The following is a 26,140-nucleotide window of genomic DNA, read 5'->3' as shown; positions in this document are numbered from 1 at the left end:
ATGCAAACCAATCTCGCTGATTTCATCAAGGACACGCCGGAAGGCAAGGAAGCCGATTCCATCCTGCGGGCCTGCGTGCATTGCGGTTTCTGCACCGCCACCTGCCCGACCTACCAACTGCTGGGCGACGAGCTCGACGGCCCGCGCGGCCGCATCTACCTGATGAAGCAGGTCCTGGAAGGCAAGCCCGCCACCGCCAAGACCCAGCTGCATCTCGACCGCTGCCTGACCTGCCGCAACTGCGAAACCACCTGCCCGTCGGGCGTTCGCTATGGCCGGCTGGTCGACATAGGCCGCAAGATCGTCGAAGACCAGGTGCCGCGCGCGCCGGCCGACCGCGCCATGCGCACCGCGCTGAAGGAAACCCTGCCGCGCAGCTGGGTCTTCAGCCCGGCGATGAAGGCCGGCCAGCTGCTGCGGCCGCTGCTGCCCGCCGTTCTGAAGAACAAGGTGCCGAAGAAGCAGTCCGCCGGCGTCTGGCCGCGGCGCGAGCATGCCCGCAAGATGCTGCTGCTGGACGGCTGCGTGCAGCCGTCGATGTCGCCCAACATCAATGCCGCCACTGCCCGCGTATTCGATGCGCTGGGCGTGCAGCTGATCGTCGCCCCGCGCGCCGGTTGCTGCGGCGCGATCCGCCATCACCTGAACGACCACGATGGGGCACGCGACGACATGCGCCGCAACATCGACGCCTGGTGGCCGCATGTGGAGGCGGGCGCCGAAGCCATCGTGATGACGGCATCCGGCTGCGGTGCCACCGTGAAGGAGTACGGCCATCTGCTGGAGCAGGACCCGGCCTATGCGCAGAAAGCCAGGCGCATTTCCGAGCTCACGCGCGACCTGTCCGAACTGCTGCCGGCTTTCGAGGAAGAGCTGAAGCGGAAGCTGCGCGGCAAGGTCGCCAAGCGCGTGGCCTGGCATCCGCCCTGCACGCTGCAGCACGGGCAGAAGATCCGCGGCAAGGTCGAGGACGTGCTGCGCGGCATCGGCGTGGATGTGCAACTGTGCGCCGACAGCCATCTGTGCTGCGGCTCGGCCGGCACCTATTCGGTGCTGCATCCGGACATTGCCTATGCCTTGCGCGACCAGAAGGTCGCCAATCTCGAAGCCACCAAACCGGACATGATCGTCTCGGCCAATATCGGCTGCATTACCCATCTGCAGTCCGGCACGGCAACGCCGGTCGCGCACTGGATTGAACTGGTGGATAGCGCACTGGCTTGATTGCGTCCCGCCGGCTGGTGGGCAGGTTTTGTTCCGGATCGATAGCCGCAGGGACAAAACCGGCCGGACCAGCCTGTCCACATCGGAATCACAAATTTTTCTTCCCTGGCCGACGCTGCTGCGGCGTGTCCAGCCCTGTCATGGACCTGACAAGGTGCTATGCACGCTCATTTCGTTTAAAAGTACACCTACCGCACTTTCATTTTCCTTCTCCTCGAAGAAATCCTTTCAATCAACGCGACTTAGTTCTCCTACTGATCAAAGCCGATGGCTTCCAGTTTTTCTTGAAGTTGTGCAAGTCATTTCAGGAGGGTTTATGCCGGGGCCAGAAGTCACCAGAACCAATTCTCAGTCTGATAAGCAGCCGCTATATTCCCGTATGGATGGCGAAGCCGATCATAGCGAGGCTTTTGCCAGCGACGAGGAAGCCAGAAAAAACAGCGGCAAAAAGGATGCAAACCGCCCTTCGCCTATCCCCAAGCCGAAAATACGCACCGGCGAGAAAAAACGGTCCGCGTCGATGTTGCGCAGCGCACCAAGCCCTACTGGAAAAGGTCAGACCAGCCCAAGGGGCAACATCGGTCACAGCGCATCGCCAAACCGTAAATCATCGTCAGCCAATCGCTCCAGTAACCAGCAAGAAATGCCATTGCTGATGGAGTTGGATAATTCCTGGGAGTCTTCGGAAAAGGAGAACCTCTTCTCGAATCGGGGACAAGGTCAAGCAAACATTCCCGGCACTCCCAGACCGGCCAGGAAGATCAGTCAGCCGGTATTCCGAACTACCGCTTCGTCGGGTGCAAAGCCACCCGGCGGCGAGGCGTCGACATCGACAGTCAAATCAGTCGATACGGCCACTGGGCAGGATAGCAGCGTGGTTGAAAGCAGTTTGGATCAAACCCTTGATGTATTTTCCTCCCACGCGAGCAAGCAAAAAGCTTCGGGTCCGGGAAAGGCTACGACAGCCCGACCGGTCAGGAAAAGAACAAGCATGCCCAATGCATCGCAACCGCCTGCAAAACTGGCAAGAAGGCAAACCCATGAAAGCTTCATATCGATAAAACGGGTGCAGAAGCAGAAGGCCAAAGCAATAAAAGAAACCAAACAGCAGCAACTCCAGAGGCTGACGCCGGACGTGATCAGTCGCATTGAGGTACATAAGGCTGATCTGATAGCGCTGATGACCAGCGAGGACACCGATGAAAATGCCGAAGCGCTGTACGAAAAAGTGGCCGAAATCTGCACAGAAGAAAATCTGGAGAATTGGCAAAAACTGGATTGCTTGCGAGGAGAAATAGGAAAAGTTTGCACGACGCTTACACAGGACGTGAATGCCTACTTTGATGCCTGGGTCATCCAGCATTATGTTGATAATCATTCGCCAGATTCAAAAGGGGAAGGAAAGTCAAAAAAAGGAAAAAGTTCGATTGCTGAAGGAGAAAGGAAAAGTCTCCTTTCAGATAACGATGGCGAAGATGATGGTGGCAACACGGCCAGCGAAAAAGATTTCAGTATCAATTCCATCGCGGACTACGATGAAAATCGTGTGTTGGAAAAATTCAGGTCCACTTTGAATTGGTGGGAAAAGAGAAAGCTGGAAAAGATTCAACCTGAGGAAAAGTTTGCAAAAGATCCTGCGAGAAAGGCTGCTTTGCAGAGAGTCGAATTGCTGAGGAAAATGCAGAAAAGATTAACTGGCGAGGAAAGAAGATTTATTAGTGATCAGGCAAGAACATATCACGATCTTCTGGCGAATTCGGGTCTGCCTGTTCTGCATATTGCTGTAAAAAATGAAAGCTGCAAGCTGGTAAGGGCCTACCTTCTGGCAGTAATGGCATTTGCTCCGGTCGATATCAGGAAAGAGGCCATACAGGCAACGCAGCATCAGGGTTTGCAGGCGTTTTACTGGGCCATGACACATTCCACAACCGACATGATAAAGATGTTCATGGAAACGGTCTTGAACTCCAACTTCTTGTTTCACAACGAAAAACAAGAAATTCTCCATGCCCGCAGGCCAGATCCTCAGAAAAACGGAATTTATGGTATTGGTGGATTCTATATGGCGATGGCATCAGGCGATATTGCAAGGGCGGATGCCTTCATGTCGCAATTGCTGGCATGGGATCCTAATTGCCGAATTCGCGAGTATTCTCAAATAAAGGTTGACCTGTTGGAAGGATTTAAATCGGATTGGATTAAAGATAAGGCGAAGGGCGCAGCGGTCGAGAACGGTCATAACGAGTTGGTGGAGAAATACAATCAATATGTGGATAGTTCGCACTTGAGAAGGGTCGAAAAGGACCTTTTGTATAAATATAATAAAATTCATGATCCGCAAGAACGAAAAATGCAATTTACAAGTAAAAAGGAAAGCGAAGAGGCCGAAAAACTGATACAGGAAGTTTTTGACACCCTAAAAATAAAGAAAGGTCGAGTGGGCGGAGATCTTCCCGAAGATGTTGAGATGGCACCTGGAATTCCAATGCAGGGTTATACTCGAATACATCAGATTATTGCTTACGAACGCAGGGCTTCCATATTGGAAATGAATAATATGCCTGTCCCCGAGCACTTGAAGAGGAGGTCCATTAAGGACCTTGCATTGCGTCCGTTTAGAAGTCTGGATGAAGCTGGTGATTACGGAAAGCTTTCAACGATTCCAGAGCCAATTCAAAACGAAACAAGGCGAACAGATGGCGACCGTCTGTTAGGCCCACCACTTGCAGTAAGCAAAGAAGCGAAAGAAAACTCTTGGCAGGAAAGGAAAAAAAATCATACGCTTCCGCCTCGCTCCAGCAGTTACGCCAGTGGGCTGGTGGATTTACCGCCTGCCCCTGCCTCGATGCCTGCTCTTCCCAGGCTTGATGAACTCAGCCCTGTCAAGATAACGCCCAGTCCCAGACGCCGCTCCATCCAGCACACTGGACTGCCAAATGAAACGCCGACAAAACTTGTTACTGAAAAAGCAGGGAAGCCGTCGCCGACTTTGGGTAGTTCGTCAATCAGAAGGAAAAATCGTCAAAAATACCGCTCTGGCACGGGAACTGATGGCACTACTGATGTACTGGATACGTCCGTTCTAAGCTAGAAGCCGGCGCGGCAGAAGAAATTGAAAGTGACATGAAATTCCTCACCTCTCAAAACACGTCACAATCGATTTTCTCGACTTCGTTAAGGGATAAAACGTCGCCCGAAAATGCTTAAAAAGCGGCGTTTATTCTTTTGCCGAGCAGGCTCTCAGCGCTTGTTCATTAGGTGTTTTAGATAAGGAACGGTGAGAAAGTTCAGCCTGGCGTAGGGTAGGTCAGAAAACGCTGCATGCAACAAAACGAGAAGATGCATGCAGCGTTTTATCTGGTGCGGAGGCTCGAAATTACCTTGCTACTCACTTCCGCCAGCATGCGCAGGCCATGCCAGTCACTAGATTCTGAATCCGAACTGGAAATGTCGAGTTGGTTGCCGCCGGAGTCAGATTTTGTTTCCTTGTTTACTGATGCCCTCCTGGTTTGATTGCTGCCGGTTTTCATAGTGTTGCGCTTACTGTCATCGCCTGTAGTTGCCTGGCCGCGATGCGCCAAACTGGATGCAGTTTCCAGCTTTTTCGCCTGGCCTTGGGCCACAGATTTTCCATGGTAAATATCTTGGGACAAGCCGTCTTAAACATCAGTGGTGACTGTTTCCTCGTCGCTGTGGGTACCATGATGGTCCATATCGGATTAGTCATCTTCTGTGCCATCGATTGAACGCAGCCGATTGGCTACTTTTTTTTCCTTACGGTTTTGTCGTCGGTACTCGGCCACGAGGTCCTGCGTCGAACCGACCGATCTAATCGACGCATTCTCTCGCTCAAGATGAAGGCCGGCATTCCTGTTATCAGTCTCGCCAGGCACAAAACCGCGAATTTTTTTCGACACAATGTCAGCTATTCCAAGTCCCACCCCGATCAGACCGCGGTATCCCAGTTCGGCTTCCTTGCGCAAATTAAAGGCAACGATCAGCATGCTGTATTGCCCCAACATGATGCCTGTTCTTCCAGCGACGCTCGTCGCGGTCGCCATCATCTTCATCGTGAAAGCATAGTTCCACGCTGTGCTCAAGCCCAGCACGGTGCCCTTTGCCAGCAAGCCTGCAATGAATTCAGACAGCTTTCCGGCCACCTCGCCCCGGCGATCCCCCGTGTCAAGTTTCAGATTAAACATTGCTGTGAATTCAAATTGAAGCGAGGTAAGCGCAGTTGCCTTTCTACGCGCCTTTTCAATGGCTTTATTCAGTTTTTCCTCTGTTTCATACTTATTGAGCTTGGTATCGGCTGTATTTTCAGAGTTGCGACTGGCTGACCGTGCATGCATCAGTTGTGATGTGGCCTCTAAAATTTCCAGTTCCTTCTTCCACATGCCCAAGGTTTTTGTAATTGCCTGTCCCTTTACCTGGTCGGCATTCGGGTCCCGCTGATATCGCTGCCGGCGGGTGTACTGCATCGTCACCGCCGTAAATGCTCCTGCCAAAGTGCCTGCCACAAGCAGGGAAATCAGGCTGGCTGGTGAGGTGGCTGGCAAATCCTTGTCAGCGATGATGGTGTAGCGCAGGCCATAACAAAGGGTATAGAAATAATAGGGGAGGTCATCTGTGAGCATCTTGCCCCACCAGGCTTTCGGGAAATTGATCTCGTCAAGAGATGGTCCTTGATTGTTGCCATCAGCATGGCGAGGCTTTATCCCCGCCAAATTTCGTACCGCATCACGGGCCGCGCGTTGAATCAAATTGCCAAGCAGCGGATAGGTTTTATCAGCATGCTTGTTCTCCCATGTGGTGTTGCGTACCATCGGGATAAAACGCTCGCTCAATGCCCACATTGCCGTGCTGATGGCCCAGCCAACTGCCGGTTCGCCCAGTGCGCTCGATGTCAGCGTACCGGCGCCAAAACACATCAGAAAAGCGGTTGCGCCCGACAGGAAATTGGAAGCGAATTCACAGGGGAAATAGTCACGGTTGGATTCCCTGGCTTGCCGAATCATCTGCCCATACTCGTCGAGAGCCGTTCTTAATTTGGCTTGTAACTCACGTGTATCTTGCAACTCGCGTGTTTGCGGCGCATCTGCCGTTACAGCAAGCAGACTAGCCAGATCGTTACTTAGATTTCTGTGGTCTGTGGCGGCGTCATCAACGCCATTAACATCATCATTGTCATCAACGTCGATAGTTACGCTTGGGTCACGTTCATTGACACCGTAGTTTGTCGTTGCAACAGCATGCGCATTGCCCAATATATAGTTGGCGTTATTTTTACCGCCTGTTTCATTGTTGTCCGCGTCATTATCGAAATGATTTTGGTCATCTGACATATCTGCAGACGCGCTGGAGTTATAGCAAAAGCATGATCTGTTCAATGCATCCATAGGCTTTTTCCTGTTTGAGCATTGGATGAGTCATCATCCGTGATGAAGAACGCAAGGCGTGCAGGCAACTCCTCATCCCGCACTTCGCGTAAAAGGCGCTGTGACAGTGTTTAACAAAGATGGACGTGGCAATCTTTAACCAGTCGTGCCGGTGTAGTCGCTACCACCTGGGCAGCAAGCAGGCGCAATCATCTTGTCAGGCGCTTTGAGTAACGTCAGCCTGTGATGTGTGTACGGGATTAGCTTTATTAATAGGCGCACTGAGCAGACGGCCGCTATCTTTGAACCCGCGCCGCAACTTGAAGCGTCCCTGGCACTTGCGGCGCCATATCAACTTTCGCAGCCATCATCAGATGTCCGTATCATCCTGTTCCGCCAGAAAGCAACATCGTCTTGCAATTCCTTGCCCTGCACCCAGCATGGCCCTGGCCACGACCTCGAATTCGCGCCGGAAGCAAAAGCCCCAGGCGATGGAGACCAGCGGCGGCACGATATAGCCACTCCATCTGACCCAGGGCAAGGCCGATCTTGTTGCGGCTGAGCCTGCAAGCTGGCCAACCGCGATGCCGGGCAGTTGGGAAACGCCCTTGCCGATGAAGCTGGCAAGGGTGTCGAGCCGCTTGCCCGGTACTTCGGGATCGATGCCCGTCGCCTCCCGCTTCGACTGCAGCATCACGCGCCATTCGTAGGCAAGGGAGGGCAGGAAGCTGGATTTTGCGACGGCCTTTTGATGCCACAGCAGTAATGATGCCTTGAGCTGTTCCAGTTTGCTTTTCTCAGCAACATCCAGTCCATGCGCTGCAAGCCTGTCTTTGATGCGCTCAAGCAGCATGTCGACATAGTTCGCTTCCTTTTCCCAGAAGGCGAGCGGCTTGGTGACTGTTTCCTTGCCGCCGGTATGTTCCATCGCCGAAGCGCGCAGCAACTGCATGCCCTCCTGGATCACGGCGCCAGCGATGAAACCACCGGCGGCGCGTATTCCGCCGTAGGCAAGCTTTCCGTGCCAGGTAGACATGTCGTACAGCGCTTTGCCGAGGAATTCAGGCAAGCAGTTTGTCAGGCCGTACATCACGCTGTAGACGTGGTAGATCACATCATCCGTAAAGTGCTTGCCCGCCCACAGCCCCTGCCAGCTGGTCCGTTCAAGCCATTCGCTTGCATTGAGCCACTCAGTCTGATTGCTGCCGCGGTCGGACCAGGGAAACTTCCTGTTCCATTCTAGGTCAGCAGTGCCGTCCAGCCGCTCCCGCAATGCACGCGCCTGCAGACGCTGGCGCACCATGTAGAAATCCATGTAGGGATTATTGACCGTGGTGGCACGCATCATGCTGATCAGCGGCTCGGCGAAGGTCCAGGCAACTGTATTGATCGTAAATCCCACCAGCCAGCTGCCACTGTATGCGCCTGCGATGCCACCCAGACCAAAACAGATGAAGTTGCCGACGCCGCCCGCAGCCAGATTGTGAAAGTGCTTGTGCCCGCTTTCTTTTGTCGCCTTTTGATAAGCTTCCCATTCGCGCTGGTAGCGCGCATAGCTATTCCTGGTGACGTCGTCATTGATGGTGTGAAAGAGATAGGCTGGATCAATGCTCAGCTGGAGCCTTGACAATGCAGTGGTCGCTGCAATGGATTCGGCCAGGGCCTGTTTGGCATCACCTCCGCGGCTGATGATATTGGCCAGTCGGCTGGACGCAAGGTCCACCCTGCGCTGGTAACGGATCAGCCTCTGTTGCAGCGCGCTGTCCAGCGATATCGTCATGAATGCAGGCGCACCCGAAACGATGCTGCTAGTGTGACTGCTATTGCTATGGTTGGTCTTGTCTGTTGCTTGCGTTGATGTGAACGGTTGCAACACGATGTCGTCGTCCTCACCGCCATTATCCCGGTCATTCCCTTTCACAGAGGACGACGATGGCTGATTCCGGTTCAGCATCGGCGTTGAGCTATTCGATCGCTGCCGGCCTTTCGTGGCGTCCATGGCTCTACGCAAGATCCACCATGGAAGCGGAACGGCCGGAAACGGCAGGCCCCGATGCCATGGTGCTCGTGGCAGGCTTTGAGGCATCGTCGTGCAACATCGCGCGCAGGGTGTTGGTCTGGGTGGCGTAGACCGTGAAAGCTTGCGCCAGCAGTTGCGTATCGAGCTTTTCGGGCTGCATGAAATGCACCACGAAAATCGCATTGCCGCTGGTCGGGTCGAGCGAGTAGACGCCATTGGTCTTGGCGCCCGATAGCAAATTCATGGTTAGCAGCTGGGCATACATATCGGCGCGCATCGCTTCCGGAACAGGCCCCATGTCCACGTAGCAGAACAGCATGTCCGGATTGACCTGCTCGTCAAAGAAGAGTGCAATTTCCACGCCATCGATCGTAATGCGGCCGTGATCACCCAGGTCGTCGGGGGTTGGATAACTGAGTGCCACGCACACCTTGCGGCACAAGGCCTTGAATTCTTTTTCTTTCATGTCACTGCTCCTGAAGTTGAACAAGCGGGCGCCAGGCAAAGCGGATGTGATGCGGCGCACAAAGACATCGGGGTGGGTAGAGTCAGATGCTCTGCTTAACGTCTGGTGCGCCGCTATGTAACCTGCTTTTTGCCAGGGTTCACTCGGGAAGGGCAGCCTCAGGCGTGCATTACTTCATGCACTGTCGTCATCCGGGCTCGAGCCAATACCCGGCTTGGTGCGGGTGTCGCGTACATTCTGTCTGGATGAGGAGGAAGTCCCGCTGTCATCGGAATCGCCTGAGGTTACGGGGCTCGAGCTGGTATCAGAGCTTGGATTTGAATTCGAGCTTGAACTTGAACTGGACCATGGACTTGAACTTGAACTTGAACTTGAACTTGAACTTGTACTGGACCTGGTTTCGATTTTTTCGGAGCTTAACGATGCTTCATGGTCGGCTCGCATGCGCTGGCGCAAGGCGCTTCCGGCTTCACAGTTCACATCGGCATTGGCTGGATGGCTTTCATGACCTGATCGGTTCTGTCCGGCGTCCCCGTGCTCGTCGCCCTCGCTGTCGCTGTCGCTGGCGTCGGTGATTGCGTCGACATCCCCGTCATCACCATCATCGTCAGAATCCACCGCGCAGCAGCATCCTGCCCGCATGGCGCTGAGCATGCCCTTGCTTGCGCCATACAAGGAGCGCCACATGTCCTGGAACTCGGTACGCATCGCAAAGCCGGGCCAGGCGATCAGGAAAAAGGGCGGTACGGTATGGGCGATCATGCGCTCCATCAGGCTATCGGAGCTGGCAAGTGGCTGGCATAGCTGTGTTGCCAGAAGGCCGGGCAACAGGCTGGTAGTCTTGCCCAGAATGCTGCACACCGTGTCAAGCCGCTTGCCCGGCATGTCAGGATCGGTTCCTGTTAATTCGCGCTTCTTCTGGAACATAACGCCAAGCTCATGGCCGATCGAAGTCATCAAGCCGGACTTGGCATGTGCCTTCGCATGTTGTGCCTTGACTTCAACAAGCTGTCGCCGCAGTTGCCTTGTATCGCCTGCCGACAGGTTTGTTTTGGATAGTTCTTCCTCGATGTCCTGGATATAGGACTTCAGATAGCGTGCCTCCAGTTCCCAGACGTGCAAACTCTTGTTCACCACTTCCTGTCCCCGCGTGGGGCCCGAAATCGCGCGGCGCAATCCCTGGCCCAGCACCATGGTGAGTGCGCCGGAGAGCAGTCCTGCGGCATATTGCGTCACCAGGTCATTGCGCATGCCGTCGGAGGTGCTGCGATCGAAAAACCTGGGACCCAATACTTCATTGAGCGAATTCTTGCCCGCATAGAGAAAGAAGAACACAAGGAAGGGCAGGTCGTCCGTGACAACCTTGTGCAGCCATAGCCATAGTTCCTGATTGGTGGCGAGTGCCTGGGCGGCTGTCAGCCGGGAGTACTGCTCAGTCTTCGGATCCTTCCACAGCATCTTCGCCTTGGGCGCTATATGCGCCAGGTAGCGCCACGCATCGCCGTTGGCGCGGGCACGCGCGCGCTGCCGTCCGACGTAGGTCTCCGATGCCGGATTGGTCCAGCTGGTTGCGCGAACCATGGTCCACATCGGCTCGGCCAGCGTGTGGAGCGTGCCTGCGAGCAGCACGAAGTAGGGGATGCCCAGGCCGCGAGACAGCATGGTCGCGGTGCCAAACGGAATGGCATAGGCCACCGCGCCGGATGCCAGGTTCCACAAGTGTTTCGTGCAGCTGTCGCGCTGTGTCTGCTGATAGTCATCCCAGACATGCTTGAAGCTGTTCTCGCGTTCCCTGGTGGCGACGCTCTTGATGCGCTCCATCGCGGTGCCGGACAGGTCGGGCTGCAACAGGCTGGCACATTGCTGCAGCCGGTCGGCAAGGTCCCTGCGTTGCTTCCTGAGCCTGTCCATTGCTCTGGCCGATGCCCTGTCCCCGGGATCACGCATGCGTAGCGCAGCCAGCGCGTCGGTGTTGGTTTCATATTGCTGGCAAAGCTGCAGAATCTCCCGGTCAAGGCGGGGATGGCTGCTGAGCGCGCCTGCGTTCTCGGGCCGCGACTGGCGCTGGGTGTGGCTACGGTGGATCTGGCTGAACGACAGCACAGGGGTGCCGCCGACGGTTTCCGACAAGGCGCTTGAGCTGCTGGCGGAGGCAATGGTGGCGCCCGGCGTGCGGCTTGCCCGACGGCTGCCAGCCTGATCGGTATTGTCATCATCGTTGCCATCCATCGAAATGATGGTGTGCCGTGATAGGTCCTTGCTGCTGGCTTGCCTGCCTTGCATGGATTGCATGCTTGTCTCCCGTTGCGTTCGGCTGCTGGTTGTCGAGGGAGCGAGCGGGAACGCCATGCGCAGTCAGGCCTGATGCGGAAGGTTCTGAGCGCGTGCTGGCTAGCGGCCCGGATCAGGCCGAACGCGGGATGATGGCGGCTGCTCGCAAGATGCGCAGCTTGCGGCTGCCTCGTCGCCACTTCATTGAGCTAGCGCAAGCGCAACCTTGCGCTAGCGCAGACATGAGCCTGCTAGCGCGGGATGCGAACGGGCCTTGAGTGACTTATACGATGCCCAGATGGGCAGTGCCGGCGGACAGGTCGCGGTCCTTGGCTTCCTTGCCGTTGAGCTTGATCGACAGCCGCAGGTCATTGACGGAATCGGCATTGCGCAGCGCGTCTTCATACGATATGCGGCCGGCTTCATACAGGTCGAACAGGGCCTGGTCGAAGGTCTGCATGCCAAGCTCGCGCGACTTCTTCATGATCTCCTTGATCTCGTGCACATCGCCCTTGAAGATCAGGTCCGACACCAGCGGCGAGTTGAGCATGATCTCCACCGCGGCGCAGCGGCCCTTGGTGTCCTTCAGCGGCACCAGGCGTTGCGAGATCATGGCCTTGAGGTTCAGCGACAGGTCCATCAGCAATTGCTGGCGGCGCTCTTCGGGGAAGAAGTTGATGATGCGGTCCAGCGCCTGGTTGGCGCTGTTGGCATGCATGGTGGCAAGGCACAGATGGCCGGTCTCGGCAAAGGCAACCGCATAGTCCATCGATTCACGGTCGCGGATCTCGCCGATCAGGATCACGTCCGGCGCCTGGCGCAGCGTGTTCTTCAGCGCCGTGCCCCAGTCGGCGGTGTCGACGCCGATCTCGCGCTGGGTCACGATGCAGTTCCTGTGCGGGTGGATGTATTCGACCGGGTCTTCCACCGTGATGATGTGGCCGTAGCTGTTCTCGTTGCGATAGCCCACCATGGCCGCCAGCGTGGTCGACTTGCCCGAGCCGGTGGCGCCCACCATGATGACCAGGCCGCGCTTGGTCATGACCACGTCCTTCAGCACCTCCGGCAGCTTCAGGTCTTCCATCTTCGGGATGGCGGTGGTGATCACCCGCAGCACCATGCCGACCTTGCCCTGCTGGACGAAGGCCGACACCCGGAAGCGGCCGAGGCTGGCCGGGCTGATCGCGAAATTGCATTCCTTGCTGGCCTCGAATTCGGCGGCCTGCTTGTCGCTCATGATGGCGCGCGCCAGTTCCAGGGTATGGCCGGCGCTCAGGGGCTGGTTCGATACCGGCGTCATCTTGCCGTCGATCTTGAAGGCCGGCGGGAAGTCGGCGGTAATGAAGAGGTCCGAGCCGTTCTTGCTCAGCATCAGTCGCAGCAGGTCGTGCATGAATCGGGTTGCCTGTTCGCGTTCCATCGTGCGTCCTTTGCTTGAGTAATGCCGGCGCTCAGCCGGGGAAATTATCCGGGGTCTTGGCGGCGGCGCGCGCAGCGGCCGATGAAATCACATTGCGCCGCACCAGGTCGGTCAGGCAGCTGTCCAGGGTCTGCATGCCGAGATTGGCGCCGGTCTGTATCGCCGAATACATCTGGGCGATCTTGGCTTCGCGGATCAGGTTGCGGATCGCCGGCGTGCCCAGCATGATTTCATGCGCCGCCACGCGGCCATTGCCGTCCTTGGTCTTCAGCAGGGTCTGCGAGATCACCGCCTGCAGCGACTCCGACAGCATGGCCCGCACCATTTCCTTTTCGTCGCCGGGGAAGACGTCGATGATACGGTCGATGGTCTTGGCCGCCGAGGAAGTATGCAGCGTGCCGAACACCAGGTGGCCGGTTTCCGCCGCCGACAGCGCCAGCCGTATGGTTTCCAGGTCGCGCAGCTCGCCCACCAGCACCACATCCGGGTCTTCCCGCAGCGCCGAGCGCAGCGCGGCATTGAAGGAGTGTGTGTGCACGCCGACCTCGCGCTGGTTGATCAGGCATTTGCGCGACTCGTGCACGAACTCGATCGGGTCCTCGATGGTCAGGATGTGGGCGTACTCATTTTCATTGACATGGTTGACCATGGCCGCCAGCGTGGTCGACTTGCCGGAACCGGTGGGCCCGGTTACCAGCACCAGGCCGCGCGGCTTCAGGGCCAGTTCGGCAAAGATCCTGGGCGCGTTCAACTGTTCCAGGCTGAGGATGGTCGAGGGAATCGTGCGCAATACGGCGGCGGCGCCGCGGTCCTGGTTGTAGGCATTGACGCGAAAACGCGCCAGGCCGGGAATGGCGAAGGAAAAGTCGATCTCCAGGTTTTCCTCGTAGGCCTTGCGCTGGCCGTCGTTCATGATGTCGTAGATCATGCCGTGTACATCCTTGTGCTCCAGCGGCGGCAGGTTGATGCGCCGTACATCGCCGTGCACCCTGATCATCGGCGGCAATCCGGCCGAGAGATGGAGGTCGGAAGCCTTGTTCTTGACCGAGAAGGCGAGTAATTCGGAGATGTCCATTTATAATCCCAGGCCCGCGAAAGAGGAAAAATCAGGAAGTGGGCAGGCCGTCTGGCCCGGAGCCACCAAGGTGGAAGTGCACGAAAACCGGAAAATGTTTCCGTAAGTCATTAAATTATGTCCCACATCACGGAAAACCTGCAAGCAGTACATGCGGCGATTGTTGCGGCAGCGAGAAATGCCGGCCGTAATCCATCGGATATCGCCCTTTTGGCCGTTTCCAAGACCTTCGGCCCGGACGCTGTGCAGGAAGCGTTCGACGCCGGCCAGCGCGCCTTCGGTGAAAACTACCTGCAGGAGGCGCTCGACAAGATCGCCGCGCTGCAGGGCAAAACGCCCGGCCTGAAATGGCATTTCATCGGCCCGATACAGAGCAACAAGACCCGGCCCATCGCCGAGCATTTCGACTGGGTGCATTCGGTCGACCGCCTGAAGATTGCGCAGCGCCTGTCGGAGCAGCGGCCGGCGCATCTGCCGCCATTGAACATTTGCCTGCAGGTCAACATCAGCGGCGAGGCCAGCAAGAGCGGCATCACGCCCGCGGAACTGCCGGCGCTGGCCCGCACGGTGTCTGCCTTGCCGCGGCTGGCCCTGCGCGGGCTGATGGCCATACCCGAGCCGGCAGACGACGAAGCCGCGCAGCGCGCGCCGCTGCGCGCATTGCGCCTGCTGGCCGGGCAGCTGCGCGCCGACGGGCTGAGCCTGGATACCCTCTCCATGGGCATGTCGGCCGACCTTGCCGCGGCCATTGCCGAGGGCAGCACCATGGTTCGAATCGGAACCGCCATTTTTGGAAAACGCGACTATGCAAAATAACCTGAAGATCAGTTTCATCGGCGGCGGCAACATGGCCGCCGCACTCATCGGCGGCCTGGCCGGCAAGCTGACCGGCGGCGCCAACATTCATGTGGTCGACATCAATGCCGATGCGCTGGCTCGCCTGGCGCAGCAGTTCGGCGTCACCGCCTCGCAGCAGATCGATGCCGCCGTTGCGGGCAGCGACGTGATTGTGCTGGCGGTCAAGCCGCAGCAGATGCGCGACGTGGCCGCGCAGTTGCAGCCGCATCTGAAGGCGCAGCTGGTGCTGTCGATCGCCGCCGGCATCCGCGGCGTGGATCTGTCGCGCTGGCTGGGCGGGCACAGCGCCATCGTGCGCACCATGCCCAATACGCCGGCACTGATCGGCATGGGCATCACCGGCATGGCGGCGCTGCCCGGCGTGAGCGCGGCGCAGCGCGACGCGGCCGATGCCATCATGCGCGCGGTCGGGGGCACGGTATGGCTGGATGATGAAAGCCTGATCGACCCGGTTACCGCAGTCTCGGGCAGCGGGCCGGCCTATGTGTTCTATTTCATCGAGGCGATGCAGCAGGCGGCGCAGGAACTGGGCCTGACGCCGGAGCAGGGCACCGAGCTGGCGATTGCCACCTTCACCGGCGCGGCCCAGCTGGCGGCCCGGTCCGGCGAGCCGGTGTCGGTGCTGCGCGAGCGGGTCACGTCCAAGGGCGGCACCACCTATGCGGCGCTGACCTCGATGGAAGCATCAGGCGTGAAGGATGCCATCGTGAAGGCGCTGCATGCGGCGTCGGCACGGGGCAGGGAACTGGGCGAGGAGTTTGGGAAGGATTGAGTTGGCGCATGGTGCGTTGCTGTCAGCCGTAATCAGCAGGCTGGGGTGTTCGCGTTTCCAGAGGGGACAGCTGGTTTCTTGACGATCGGTGTCGTTTCGATGGAGGGCAGGCGGCTTGTCGTGGAGCCCTGGACCGCGTAATGCCCCTTCGGGGTATTGCGCCCTACGACCTACGGCCGGGTAATGCCCATGCGGCGTGTTACGCCCGACAATTTTTGGACGTAGGGTGGAATACCCCGAAGGGACATTCCACGGGGTGCCCCGTACCGCATACCGCAACGCAAGCTGCGCAAGGGCACGCTTCAACGCAGCGCCAGATCCAGCGCAATCCCCGCAAACACCGCCGCGCCCAGCCAGTTGTTATGCCTGAATGCGGCAAAGCAGGGCATGCGCTCGCGGCCGCGGATCAGGAAGTAGTGATACACCGCCATGCCGGCAGCCACCATCATGCCAAGGATGAACCAGATGCCCAGGCCGGCCGACAGGCCGACGGCCGTCACCAGCCCGAGGCTGGCCGCGTAGCACAGCATCACCGCCAGCACGTCGTACCGGCCAAAGGTGATCGCCGAAGTGCGTATGCCTATCTTCAGGTCGTCATCCCGGTCCACCATCGCATATTCCGTGTCGTAGGCCAGCGCCCAGAAGATATTGGCCAGCAGCAGCAGCCAGGCCTGCGCCGGCACCGTATCCTGGATTGCCGCATAGGCCATCGGTATGCCGAAGCCGAAGGCAATGCCGAGATAAGCCTGGGGCAGGGCGAAGAAGCGCTTGAAATAGGGATAGCTGGCGGCAATCGCCACTGCCGCCACCGACAGCAGCTTGGTCAGCGTATTGAGCGGCAGGATCAGCAGGAAGGCCACGACAGACAGCACGGCAGCCACCAGCAGCGCTTCCCAGCCGGCGATGCGGCCCGAGGTCAGCGGCCGCTCTGCAGTGCGCTTGACATGACGGTCGAAGTCGCGGTCGGCGTAGTCGTTGACGGCGCAGCCGGCCGAGCGCATCAGCACGGTGCCCAGGGTGAAGATCAGCACGACATGCCAGGGCGGATGGCCGCCTGATGCCAGCCATAGCGCAGCCAGCGTTGGCCACAGCAGCAGCAGGATGCCTATCGGTTTATCCAGCCTGACTAACCGCAGGTAGAGTTGTAGTCGTGTCATTGCTTTAGAATAAGCCGGTATTTAAAAAAGCCGCGCAAAAGCGCTGATTATAAGCGCCGCCAGTTGACCGATCGGGCAGAGACACCAGGTGCCATGATGCCTGTAACCTGCCTGTCATCCACGGCGGCTACCATTCCGCAATTTCAGGAGACCCGTTCATGCCGCACCACTTCCGCGCCATTACTGTCGCCAGCGTCCTGCTGTGCGCCGCCGCATCGGCCCAGGCCGCCACCGAAATCACCTGGTGGCATTCCATGACCGGCGCCCTCGGCGAGCGCGTCGCCGGCCTGGCGGACCAGTTCAACAAGAGCCAGTCCAACTACAAGGTCAATGCAGTCTACAAGGGCGCCTACGATGAATCGATGTCGGCCGCGATTGCCGCCTACCGTGCCGGCAATGCGCCCAACATCCTGCAGGTATTCGAGGTGGGCACCGCCACCATGATGTATTCCAAGGGCGCGATCGTGCCGGTGTCGCAGGTGATGAAGCAGGCCGGCGAGAAGTTCGACACGTCCGGCTATGTGCCGGCAGTGGCGGGCTATTACACCGCGCCGAATGGCGAGATGCTGTCCTTCCCGTTCAACAGCTCGACCACCGTCTTCTACTACAACAAGGACATGTTCGCCAAGGCGGGCCTGGACCCGGAAAAGGCGCCGGTCACCTGGCAGGAAGTGGTGTCGGCCGCGGCCAAGCTCAAGGCCAGCGGCGAGCGCTGCGCCTATACCACCGGCTGGCAGGCATGGGTGCACCTGGAGAGCTTCTCGGCCTGGCATAACGTCGAGTATGCAAGCAAGAACAATGGCTTCGGCGGCCTGGATGCGCGCCTGAAGTTCAACAGCCCGCTGCATGTAAAGCACATCACCAACCTCTCGAACTGGGCCAAGCAAGGCTACTTCACCTACGGCGGCCGCAAGAACGAGCCGGAAGCGAAGTTCTATTCCGGCGAATGCGCGATGCTGACCTCGTCCAGCGGCGCCTATGCCAACATTTCCAAGAACGCCAAGTTCAAGTACGCGGTGGCGCCGCTGCCTTACTACAACGATGTGCCGGGCGCGCCGCAGAACACGGTGATCGGCGGCGCTTCGCTGTGGGTCATGGCAGGCAAGAAGCCTGACGAGGTCAAGGCGACCGCGCAGTTCCTGAAGTTCCTGGCGCAACCGGAGATCCAGGCCAAGTGGCATCAGGAAACCGGCTATCTGCCCATCACCAAGGCGGCCTACGACCTGACCCGCCAGTCCGGCTTCTATGACAAGAATCCGGGCACCGATGTCGCCGTCAAGCAGATGATCGTCAAGACCACCGACAAGTCGCGCGGCATCCGCCTCGGCAATGCGACCCAGATCCGCACCGTGGTGGACGAGGAACTGGAAAACGTCTGGGCCGGCAAGAAGACGCCGCAGGAAGCGCTGGACGCGGCTGTGAAGCGCGGCGACGAGCTGCTGGTGCGCTTCGAGCGCGCCAACAAGTAAGGCAGACGCCGGGCGCGGGGCAACTTCGGGACGTGCCGGATCGCCCTGCGCCGCGCAGCCTGCGGTGAATAGGAACAGGCATGCATACGCGAACGCCGCGCCTTGGCGACGCCGGCATGCTGGTCAGGCGCGGGCTTCGGTACGGCGCTCCCCCATGGGTTCACCCGCTGGGAGGACGGCCTTGTCACTCCAGAGGTTGCATCAGCATTGGCACACGTCCGGACGGCGGCATGCATTCCCTTCTTCGTCGCTTCAGGCGCGCCTGTGCAGCATTTCAGAAGACACGGCGGCCGGTATGGCAGCAGGCGCCTCGTGCTGTACATAATCACGCCACATCTCCACTAACTGACTGAAGTTTGTCAACACGGTGCCGAGCAGGACGTAGGTCAAATTGTTTCCGTGAACGTCGTAAATCAGCACCGCCTTGCCCTCCGCGCCATTAATAGCCATGCGCGCGCCGCCTGTCTCCTCCCACAACAGGTTATAGGACAGCAGGGTTTCAAACACCGCCATGCGTTGCTCGATCGTTGGCCGGCCCAGCACAGAACTCAGAACCAGGCGGCCCGGGTCGTCGGTCCATTCGACCAGTATTGGCGATTTCCCTTCAAAGGTCGCAAGCCAGCTTCCGGAGTCAACCCGAGTAAGCGACATATCGGACAACCCACTGGCCTGGAGTTCTTCAATCATCAAGCGTGCAATATCGACAGTGAGTTCCATGGCGATGGTTTCCTTGATGTCCCATTTTGTGGATGTTCAGTGCCGGCTCTTAGTTTTGTATTGCTTCAGGTCTCTTGTAATTGAAGTGATCGTGCCATGGAGATCGGCTACCGTAATGCTCACACCACGCGCTTCTTTGCTGTCGAATAATTTCTTGATCAAGTCGATTTTATTTTTCGTGTCGTCGCTGATCCGGCGGTCAGTCTCCCATTTGCTCAACATGCTCTTGAGAGTGGTGACGGTTTGGTTGATGCTCCGGCGTTCTATGGAACGCTTCAGATCGTTCAGGAGAAGGAAGGAGATCCCCGTCGTGTTTGTATCGGGTTTATGTAACTCGATGGCAACTTTGGGTGCTGCCTGCGGCTCTGATCGAATGGTCACCACTTCGTCGGAACTTTTTGCGGCTTCCAGCAGGTTTTTCAAGGCTTTCATTTCCTTGAGATCGATATGGGCGAAATCGGCGGACGTGGAGGGCTGGGGCAATGGCGGTGATGACAAATCTTCGACGATCAGGGATACGATGGGACGAAGATCCGCTCCGGTAATATATTCACCCACCATGATCTTGTTTTTCAGGGTCAATAAAGTTGAAGTCAATTCTTCCATTGTGATGTCGTCAAGTTTCGGATTTCCGGCTATGTTCTGGTTATCAAAAATGCTCATGAAGCCGAAATAAGTTTCCGCCTTCTCATCTCGCGTCATCACTTTTTGATGAAACGAGCTATCGGACGGTACGATTTTCTTGATTGAGAAGCCCCAAGGTGTTTGAGAGTCAAAAGCGCATGTGAATCTATCCGCATCCGCGCCATTACTACTGAGCATGCCCTGCAATTGCTTCATATGCGGCAGCCCGATATTTTTGGTTGAGGTATTTTTTCTTAGCTTCGCTTCCTGGGCGTCCATCAATTCTACTGGTATGGATTTATCCAAAGCATCCAATTTGTTCACCATTGCTGGGCTGGGCCTTGCCGGTTGGGGAACTGGCGCCTTGGGTCGCGGAGGTGGGGCATGGGTCGCCGGTGTGCTTGCAGGTATCGGCGGGTTCGGCTGCGCTGAAACCTGGGACGGAAGAGTGGCCCCCTTGGGGTTGGCGAGCATGCTTGCGCCTGATGTGGACGCATTGATCTGATTGAGCGCGGAAGTTTTGTCCAAGGTGGACGGCGATTTGGCGCCCGTCGGTATGGTTGTTCCACCATTGGAAGCAGCAGAAGTGGAATCCGTGGTCAGGTTCTGTTGGTTCGTCTGAGTTTGCGAGGAATTTTTCGGTGACGATGGATACATGGCATTTTCTTTCCGTAGTTACAAGCGATGGTCCGAAGCAAAGGCGATATCGTCCCGACATTGCAAGCACACCTGCAAAAAAATCGCTTCAAGCAGGGAGGGACGAGAAGAGCTCATGCCATAAGGCATGTCTCGTGGGCATTGCGGGCAGATGATCGAAGCAAAGGATTGCTAAAAGCAAATTTTAAGTAACGCAACTTGTCGTTTCGTTCGCTTATCGTCCTTCGTTAATGCTTCGCTCTGGCGGCGTTGTTCTTGCCCGGCTTGTGCCCTGTGAGACGTCTGCATCGGAAGGCTTGCACCCTGCAGAGCGTGAAAGAGACCGAAGCCTGCTATGCGAAGTGCATTGCGGGCCTGGTTGGATGACTTGCCACACTTTCCGGACGACCCTGAAGGGGTGCGCGCATTGCAGGGCGCAACGGCCTAGCTGTGCCATGCCGCGGAATTGCCGAACTCATGAAGAAAGGCGAGGGCAGCATCTCAACCAGGCCAGCAGGGGCTGATGGAGATGCTGAAAGCGCGTTATATCGATTGAACTACGGATCAGACAGCCCGGAACGGAAGCGCAAGGCCAGCCATAACCATGGCAATAACCGGTCAACCGGTGACACTGCACGGGGGCAAGTCGGTCGCTGGCGGAACCGGCCTCAGCTTTCCTCCACCCCCGCATCGGTCAGCAAATCCACGCCATGCAGGTCGCAGGCCAGCACGGCCTGCCGCACCGCCTCGATCGCCGGACGCCGGGTAAAGCTCTTGCGCCAGGCGATCGCCACGCGCCGGGTCGGCACCGGGTCCTCGAACGGCACATAGCGCAGCAGGCCGTCCTGCGCCTGCATGTCCGGCACCGAGGCCTTGGGCAGCACCGTGATGCCGATGCCGGACGCCACCATGTGGCGTATGGTTTCCAGCGACGAGCCTTCGAAGGTGCGGGCAATGCCGTCGCCCGTGGTGGAAAAGCGCGCCATCTCCGGACAGACTTCCAGCACCTGGTCGCGGAAGCAGTGGCCATTGCCAAGCAGCAGCATGGTCTCGTTCTTCAGGTCGGCGGAGCTGATCTTTTCCCGGTTAGACCAGGGATGGCTGCTCGGCATGGCCACCACGAAGGGCTCGTCATACAGCGGCTGCACCAGCAGGCCCTGCTGCGGAAAGGGTTGCGCCATGATGGCCGCGTCGAGTTCGCCCTGGCGCAGCATTTCCACCAGCTTGACGGTGAAGTTTTCCTGCAGCACCAGCGGCATCTGCGGCACGCGCTCGATCATGTTGCGCACCAGCTGCGGCAGCAGGTACGGTGCCACGGTGTAGATCACGCCCAGCCGCAGTTGGCCGGTCAGCGGGTCCTTGTTCTGCTTGGCGATTTCACGGATCGCGGCCGTCTGCTCCAGCACCCGTTCGGCCTGGGCGACAATTTGCGAGCCCAAGGGTGTCATCGAGATTTCCGAGCCGCCGCGCTCGAAAATCGGCACGCCCAGCTCGTCTTCCAGCTTCTTGATGGCGACGGAGAGGGTAGGTTGGGCGACGAAACAGGCTTCCGCCGCATGGCCAAAATGTTTTTCGCGGGCGACCGCGACAATGTATTTCAGTTCAGTAAGCGTCATAGCCAATATATTCGCACATACGATCGTTGATCGTATTCTTGCATCGTCACACCTTCAGGTAATCCTCTTTCGACCCCAGCCAGCGCGCAAGGTGGGCCGCCACGGTGGCCGGGTCGTCGCGCAGCAGGCGCTGGGCCAGGTCGCGCGCCTCTTCCACCAGCCACTGGTCGGTTTCCAGGTCGGCGAAGCGCAGCAGCGCCTGGCCGGATTGGCGGGCGCCCAGGAATTCGCCGGGGCCGCGGATTTCCAGGTCGCGCCGGGCAATCTCGAAGCCGTCGGTGGTCTCGCGCATCGTGCCCAGGCGCTGGCGGGCTACCGGCCCAAGCGGACTCTGGTACAGCAGCACGCAGACGCTGGCGGCCGAGCCGCGTCCGACCCGGCCGCGCAGCTGGTGCAGCTGCGACAGGCCGAACCGCTCGGCATGCTCGATCACCATCAGCGAGGCATTCGGCACGTCAACGCCAACCTCGATCACCGTGGTGGCCACCAGCACATGGGTTTCAGCCTGGATGAAGGAATCCATCACCGCCTGCTTTTCCGCCGATTTCATGCGGCCATGCACCAGGCCGACCCGCAGATCGGGCAGCGCCTCGGCCAGCGTTGCATGGGTGTCGGTGGCGGTCTGCAACTGCAGCGCCTCGGATTCCTCGATCAGCGGGCAAACCCAGTACACCTGGCGGCCCTCCAGCGCGGCGGCATGGACCCGGGCGATTACTTCCTCGCGCCGGTTCTGGTCGATCACCCGGGTCACGATGGGCGTGCGGCCAGGCGGCAATTCATCGATCACCGACACTTCCAGGTCGGCGTAATAGGTCATGGCAAGCGTGCGCGGTATCGGCGTGGCCGACATCATCAGCTGGTGCGGCACGGTCGCTTCCTCGGGATGGTCGTCTCGGCCCTTGTTGCGCAGCGCCAGCCGCTGTCCAACGCCGAAGCGATGCTGCTCGTCGACGATTACCAGGCCGAGTTTCTGGAACTGCACCGCCTCCTGGATCAGCGCATGGGTGCCGATTACCAGATGCGCCTCGCCGGACTCGATGAGCGCTTGCGCCTGCTGCTTTTCCTTCTTCTTGAGGCTGCCGGTCAGCCAGGCCACCGTCACGCCCAGCGGCTCCATCCAGGCTGCGATCTTGCGAAAATGCTGTTCGGCCAGGATTTCGGTGGGCGCCATCAGCGCTGCCTGGAAGCCGCTGTCGATCGCCTGCGCCGCCGCCAGCGCCGCCACCACGGTCTTGCCGCTGCCGACATCGCCCTGCAGCAGCCGCTGCATGGGATAGGACGCGCCGAGGTCGGTGCGGATGTCGCCCAGCACCCGTTGCTGGGCGCCGGTCAGCTTGAACGGCAGCGCGGCCAGAAAGGCTGCCGACAGATCGCCGGCCACGGTGAGCGGTGCCGCGCCCTTCGCGCGGCGCGCATCCTGCGCCCGCTTCAGCGACAGCTGCTGGGCCAGCAGCTCGTCGAATTTCATGCGCACCCAGGCCGGGTGGGAACGGTCTTCCAGCGCGCTTTCATCGATCTCGGCCGGCGGGTTGTGCAGCAGGCGCACCGCCTCTTCGAACGGCATCAGCCGGTGCGCTTCCAGCAGCGATGGCGGCAGCGTGTCATGCCAGTCCAGCCGGGCCATTGCCTCGGCGATGGCCTTGCGCAGCGCGGTCTGCGACACGCCCTCGCCGGACGGATAGACCGGCGTCAGCGCGCTGGGCAGTGGCGCGCCCTCGGTCACGACCTTGTAGGCCGGATGGACCATCTCCGGGCCGAAGAAACCATGCCGCACCTCGCCGCGGGCACGGATCCGGTTGCCCTCGGCGAACTGCTTGGTCTGGCTGCCGTAGAAATTCAGGAAGCGCATCACCAGCGGACCGGAGGCGTCCTCCATCGTGACCACCAGCTGCCGGCGCGGCCGGTACTGGACTTCGCAGGACGTGACCACGCCTTCGACCTGGGCCGGGCTGCCGCTCATGAAGCCGGCCTGGCGGATGTCGACGATCTCCGTTTCGTCCTCGTAGCGCATCGGCAGGTGCAGCACCAGGTCCATGTCGGTGCGCAGGCCGAGACGGGCGAGCTTGTCCTCCAGGCGCTTGGGAGCGGCCTTGGTCGTCTTTGCTGGCTTGGCGGTCTTGGCTGGGGCTGGGCTTGTCGCGGGCATTTGATAGGAACTGCGCGGTACAGCGTAAAATAGCGGGTTTTCGCGATGGTTACGCCATTGCCGCCTGATTTACAAACCTGTAACCATAGCAGTTCCAGGCCTGCTCCGATACCCACCGCATCGCATGTACGCACTCTCCGATTACGATTTCGACCTGCCGCCCGAACTGGTGGCGCAAACGCCTCTTGCCGAGCGCAGCGCATCGCGCCTGCTCCATGTGGAGCAGCACGCCCTTGCCGACCGCGCCTTCACCGACATTGTCGACCTGCTGTCGCCGGGCGACCTGCTGGTGTTCAACAATACCCGGGTGCTCAAGGCCCGTTTCCTCGGCGTCAAGGAGACTGGCGGCAAGGTCGAGGCCCTGGTGGAGCGGGTGCTGGATGCGCGCACCGTCCATGCCCAGCTGCGGGCTTCGAAGTCGCCGCCGCCGGGCACCCGCATCCGCCTGGCCGACGCCTTCGACGTGGTTGTCGGCGAGCGCGCCGGCGAATTCTTCACCCTGGTGTTTCCGGACGATGTCTTCGAACTGATCGAAGCCCACGGCCGGCTGCCGCTGCCGCCCTACATCGAGCATGCCGCCGACGCCCATGACGAGGAGCGTTACCAGACTGTGTATGCCAGGGAGCCGGGTGCGGTCGCCGCCCCCACCGCCGGCCTGCATTTCGATGCGCCGCTGCTGCAGCGCCTGCAGGAACGGGGCGTGCGCATGGCCTATATCACGCTGCATGTGGGCGCCGGCACCTTCCAGCCGGTGCGGGTGGAAAACCTGGCCGAGCACCAGATGCACAGCGAGTGGTACACCATTTCCCAGGACACGGTGGACGCGGTGGCCGAAACCCGCGCCGCCGGCCGCAGCGTGGTCGCGGTGGGCACCACCAGCCTGCGCGCGCTGGAATCGGCGTCCCAGAGCGGCCAGCTGGTCGCCGGCAGCGCCGACACCCGGCTCTTCATCACGCCCGGCTACCGCTTCCATACCGTGAACCGGCTGATCACCAATTTCCATCTGCCCAAATCGACGCTGCTGATGCTGGTTTCGGCCTTCGCCGGCTACGACACCATGCGCGCGGCCTACCGCCATGCGATCGAACAACGCTACCGTTTCTTCAGCTATGGCGACGCCATGCTACTGACCTGTTCCAACAATGCTTAATTTCAAACTGAAAAAGACCGACGGCAACGCCCGCCGCGGCAGCATCACCCTGAACCACGGCGAGGTCGAGACCCCGATCTTCATGCCGGTCGGCACCTACGGCACCGTGAAGGCGATGTCGCCGCTGGAGCTCAAGGAAATCGGCGCCCAGATCATCCTGGGCAACACCTTCCACCTGTGGCTGCGCCCCGGCACAGGCATCCTCGACAAGTTTGGCGGCCTGCACCGCTTCATGGGCTGGGACAAGCCCATCCTGACCGACTCCGGCGGCTTCCAGGTATTTTCGCTGGGCGCGATGCGCAAGATCACGGAAGAGGGCGTGAAATTCGCCTCGCCCATCAATGGCGACAAGCTGTTCCTTTCGCCCGAGATCTCGATGCAGATCCAGCGCTCGCTCAACTCCGACATCGTGATGCAGTTCGACGAATGCACGCCGTACGAGATCAATGGCCGCGCCGCCACGGTGGATGAGGCAGCGAAGTCGATGCGCATGTCGCTGCGCTGGGCGCAGCGCTCGCGCAATGAATTCAGTGCCGGCGAAAACCCGAATGCGCTGTTTGGCATCGTCCAGGGCGGCATGTACGAGGCGCTGCGCGATGAATCCCTGGCCGGCCTGAACGACATCGGCTTCGACGGCATCGCCATCGGCGGCCTGTCGGTCGGCGAACCCAAGGAAGACATGATGCGGGTGCTGGAGCACATCGGCCCGCGCCTGCCGGCCGACAAGCCGCACTACCTGATGGGCGTGGGCACGCCGGAAGACCTGGTCGAAGGCGTCAGCAATGGCGTCGACATGTTCGACTGCGTGATGCCTACCCGTAACGCCCGCAACGGCTGGCTGTTCACCCGCTTTGGCGACATCAAGATCAAGAATGCCCGCTACAAGGATGAAGACCGTCCGCTCGATGAAACCTGCGGCTGCCATGCCTGCCGCAACTTCTCGCGTGCCTATCTGCATCACCTGCATCGCGCCGGCGAGATCCTGGGCGCGCGCCTCAACACCATCCACAACCTGCATTACTACCTTGACCTGATGCGTCAGGCGCGCGAGGCGATCGACGCCGGCGCCTTCCAGGCGTTTCGCATTCGTTTCCACCAGGATCGGTCGCGCGGCGCCTGATTTGCGCTGGCGCAGAGCCTG

Annotated in this window: 19 protein-coding genes; 7 read left to right on the top strand and 12 right to left on the bottom strand. The window is 59.3% G+C overall.

Annotation, left to right across the window (positions count from 1 at the left end; genetic code table 11):
- Both glcF and KTQ42_RS13455 read left to right on the top strand, forming a co-directional pair.
- The gene (glcF, locus tag KTQ42_RS13460) at positions 1–1,224 is read left to right on the top strand and encodes a glycolate oxidase subunit GlcF (RefSeq protein ID WP_217345956.1); all 1,224 of its coding nucleotides are present in this window, start codon (positions 1–3) and stop codon (positions 1,222–1,224) included.
- A gap of 316 nt (positions 1,225–1,540) precedes the next feature.
- Positions 1,541–4,315, top strand: a complete 2,775-nt coding sequence (locus tag KTQ42_RS13455; protein WP_217345955.1) for a hypothetical protein — start codon at positions 1,541–1,543, stop codon at positions 4,313–4,315.
- A 262-nt stretch (positions 4,316–4,577) separates the two neighbouring features.
- On the opposite strand, the gene KTQ42_RS13450 is transcribed toward KTQ42_RS13455, so the two are convergent.
- The 7 genes from KTQ42_RS13450 to KTQ42_RS13420 form a co-directional block, all read right to left on the bottom strand.
- Positions 4,578–4,877, bottom strand: coding sequence for a hypothetical protein (locus KTQ42_RS13450; RefSeq protein ID WP_217345954.1), 300 nt, complete (start codon positions 4,875–4,877; stop codon positions 4,578–4,580).
- Positions 4,878–4,943: 66 nt separating this feature from the next.
- Entirely contained in the window at positions 4,944–6,623 is a 1,680-nt protein-coding gene (locus tag KTQ42_RS13445) for a hypothetical protein (protein ID WP_217345953.1), read from the bottom strand.
- Between the two features lie 349 nt (positions 6,624–6,972).
- Positions 6,973–8,601, bottom strand: coding sequence for a hypothetical protein (locus KTQ42_RS13440; protein ID WP_217345952.1), 1,629 nt, complete (start codon positions 8,599–8,601; stop codon positions 6,973–6,975).
- Positions 8,602–8,605: 4 nt separating this feature from the next.
- Positions 8,606–9,088 (bottom strand): CesT family type III secretion system chaperone, encoded by a 483-nt coding sequence (locus KTQ42_RS13435; RefSeq protein WP_217345951.1) that lies wholly within the window; start codon positions 9,086–9,088, stop codon positions 8,606–8,608.
- Between the two features lie 174 nt (positions 9,089–9,262).
- Positions 9,263–11,380, bottom strand: coding sequence for a hypothetical protein (locus tag KTQ42_RS13430; protein ID WP_217345950.1), 2,118 nt, complete (start codon positions 11,378–11,380; stop codon positions 9,263–9,265).
- A gap of 262 nt (positions 11,381–11,642) precedes the next feature.
- Positions 11,643–12,779, bottom strand: coding sequence for a PilT/PilU family type 4a pilus ATPase (locus tag KTQ42_RS13425; RefSeq protein ID WP_194715381.1), 1,137 nt, complete (start codon positions 12,777–12,779; stop codon positions 11,643–11,645).
- A 31-nt stretch (positions 12,780–12,810) separates the two neighbouring features.
- Positions 12,811–13,854 (bottom strand): type IV pilus twitching motility protein PilT, encoded by a 1,044-nt coding sequence (locus tag KTQ42_RS13420; RefSeq protein ID WP_217345949.1) that lies wholly within the window; start codon positions 13,852–13,854, stop codon positions 12,811–12,813.
- Positions 13,855–13,971: 117 nt separating this feature from the next.
- Between KTQ42_RS13420 and KTQ42_RS13415 the strand changes: the two genes are divergently transcribed.
- Together KTQ42_RS13415 and proC are read left to right on the top strand one after the other, a co-directional pair.
- On the top strand, positions 13,972–14,670 hold the full coding sequence (locus KTQ42_RS13415; RefSeq protein ID WP_217345948.1) for a YggS family pyridoxal phosphate-dependent enzyme: 699 nt from the start codon (positions 13,972–13,974) through the stop codon (positions 14,668–14,670).
- Positions 14,660–15,484 (top strand): pyrroline-5-carboxylate reductase, encoded by an 825-nt coding sequence (gene proC / locus KTQ42_RS13410; RefSeq protein WP_217345947.1) that lies wholly within the window; start codon positions 14,660–14,662, stop codon positions 15,482–15,484. Before KTQ42_RS13415 ends, proC begins: the two co-directional genes overlap by 11 nt.
- 302 nt (positions 15,485–15,786) lie before the next feature.
- Here the strand turns inward: proC and ubiA are convergent, their stop codons facing one another.
- Positions 15,787–16,641 (bottom strand): 4-hydroxybenzoate octaprenyltransferase, encoded by an 855-nt coding sequence (gene ubiA / locus KTQ42_RS13405; RefSeq protein ID WP_217345946.1) that lies wholly within the window; start codon positions 16,639–16,641, stop codon positions 15,787–15,789.
- Positions 16,642–16,799: 158 nt separating this feature from the next.
- On the opposite strand from ubiA, the gene ugpB reads away from it, so the two are divergent.
- A complete protein-coding gene (gene ugpB / locus KTQ42_RS13400) occupies positions 16,800–18,110 on the top strand; it encodes a sn-glycerol-3-phosphate ABC transporter substrate-binding protein UgpB (protein WP_217345945.1) in 1,311 nt (436 codons plus the stop codon).
- Positions 18,111–18,362: 252 nt separating this feature from the next.
- Here ugpB and KTQ42_RS13395 read toward each other — a convergent pair whose 3' ends face one another.
- The 4 genes from KTQ42_RS13395 to recG form a co-directional block, all read right to left on the bottom strand.
- The gene (locus KTQ42_RS13395) at positions 18,363–18,827 is read right to left on the bottom strand and encodes a type III secretion system chaperone (RefSeq protein ID WP_217345944.1); all 465 of its coding nucleotides are present in this window, start codon (positions 18,825–18,827) and stop codon (positions 18,363–18,365) included.
- 36 nt (positions 18,828–18,863) lie between these two features.
- Positions 18,864–20,108: a hypothetical protein gene (locus KTQ42_RS13390; protein WP_217345943.1), complete on the bottom strand. Its 1,245-nt coding sequence runs from the start codon at positions 20,106–20,108 to the stop codon at positions 18,864–18,866.
- Positions 20,109–20,755: 647 nt separating this feature from the next.
- Complete coding sequence (locus KTQ42_RS13385) at positions 20,756–21,703, bottom strand: hydrogen peroxide-inducible genes activator (RefSeq protein WP_217345942.1); 948 nt, start codon at positions 21,701–21,703, stop codon at positions 20,756–20,758.
- 46 nt (positions 21,704–21,749) lie between these two features.
- Positions 21,750–23,849: an ATP-dependent DNA helicase RecG gene (gene recG / locus KTQ42_RS13380; protein ID WP_217345941.1), complete on the bottom strand. Its 2,100-nt coding sequence runs from the start codon at positions 23,847–23,849 to the stop codon at positions 21,750–21,752.
- A gap of 124 nt (positions 23,850–23,973) precedes the next feature.
- On the opposite strand from recG, the gene queA reads away from it, so the two are divergent.
- Together queA and tgt are read left to right on the top strand one after the other, a co-directional pair.
- A complete protein-coding gene (queA, locus tag KTQ42_RS13375) occupies positions 23,974–24,999 on the top strand; it encodes a tRNA preQ1(34) S-adenosylmethionine ribosyltransferase-isomerase QueA (RefSeq protein ID WP_217345940.1) in 1,026 nt (341 codons plus the stop codon).
- Positions 24,992–26,119 (top strand): tRNA guanosine(34) transglycosylase Tgt, encoded by a 1,128-nt coding sequence (tgt, locus tag KTQ42_RS13370; protein ID WP_217345939.1) that lies wholly within the window; start codon positions 24,992–24,994, stop codon positions 26,117–26,119. Before queA ends, tgt begins: the two co-directional genes overlap by 8 nt.
- Positions 26,120–26,140 lie beyond the last annotated feature (21 nt).

Origin of the sequence: Noviherbaspirillum sp. L7-7A (assembly GCF_019052805.1) — a bacterium.
Classification (GTDB): Bacteria; Pseudomonadota; Gammaproteobacteria; order Burkholderiales; family Burkholderiaceae_D; genus Noviherbaspirillum_A.
This window is presented reverse-complemented; position numbering and strand designations above follow the sequence as displayed.

Bases quoted from the DNA above. Each gene is read 5' to 3' on its own strand.
- glcF (WP_217345956.1), top strand. From the start codon at position 1: ATGCAAACCAATCTCGCTGATTTCATCAAGGACACGCCGGAAGGCAAG.
- KTQ42_RS13455 (WP_217345955.1), top strand. From the start codon at position 1,541: ATGCCGGGGCCAGAAGTCACCAGAACCAATTCTCAGTCTGATAAGCAG.
- KTQ42_RS13445 (WP_217345953.1), bottom strand. From the start codon at position 6,623: ATGGATGCATTGAACAGATCATGCTTTTGCTATAACTCCAGCGCGTCT.
- KTQ42_RS13440 (WP_217345952.1), bottom strand. From the start codon at position 8,601: ATGGACGCCACGAAAGGCCGGCAGCGATCGAATAGCTCAACGCCGATG.
- KTQ42_RS13435 (WP_217345951.1), bottom strand. From the start codon at position 9,088: ATGAAAGAAAAAGAATTCAAGGCCTTGTGCCGCAAGGTGTGCGTGGCA.
- KTQ42_RS13430 (WP_217345950.1), bottom strand. From the start codon at position 11,380: ATGCAATCCATGCAAGGCAGGCAAGCCAGCAGCAAGGACCTATCACGG.
- KTQ42_RS13425 (WP_194715381.1), bottom strand. From the start codon at position 12,779: ATGGAACGCGAACAGGCAACCCGATTCATGCACGACCTGCTGCGACTG.
- KTQ42_RS13420 (WP_217345949.1), bottom strand. From the start codon at position 13,854: ATGGACATCTCCGAATTACTCGCCTTCTCGGTCAAGAACAAGGCTTCC.
- KTQ42_RS13415 (WP_217345948.1), top strand. From the start codon at position 13,972: ATGTCCCACATCACGGAAAACCTGCAAGCAGTACATGCGGCGATTGTT.
- proC (WP_217345947.1), top strand. From the start codon at position 14,660: ATGCAAAATAACCTGAAGATCAGTTTCATCGGCGGCGGCAACATGGCC.
- ubiA (WP_217345946.1), bottom strand. From the start codon at position 16,641: ATGACACGACTACAACTCTACCTGCGGTTAGTCAGGCTGGATAAACCG.
- ugpB (WP_217345945.1), top strand. From the start codon at position 16,800: ATGCCGCACCACTTCCGCGCCATTACTGTCGCCAGCGTCCTGCTGTGC.
- KTQ42_RS13395 (WP_217345944.1), bottom strand. From the start codon at position 18,827: ATGGAACTCACTGTCGATATTGCACGCTTGATGATTGAAGAACTCCAG.
- KTQ42_RS13390 (WP_217345943.1), bottom strand. From the start codon at position 20,108: ATGTATCCATCGTCACCGAAAAATTCCTCGCAAACTCAGACGAACCAA.
- KTQ42_RS13385 (WP_217345942.1), bottom strand. From the start codon at position 21,703: ATGACGCTTACTGAACTGAAATACATTGTCGCGGTCGCCCGCGAAAAA.
- recG (WP_217345941.1), bottom strand. From the start codon at position 23,849: ATGCCCGCGACAAGCCCAGCCCCAGCCAAGACCGCCAAGCCAGCAAAG.
- queA (WP_217345940.1), top strand. From the start codon at position 23,974: ATGTACGCACTCTCCGATTACGATTTCGACCTGCCGCCCGAACTGGTG.
- tgt (WP_217345939.1), top strand. From the start codon at position 24,992: ATGCTTAATTTCAAACTGAAAAAGACCGACGGCAACGCCCGCCGCGGC.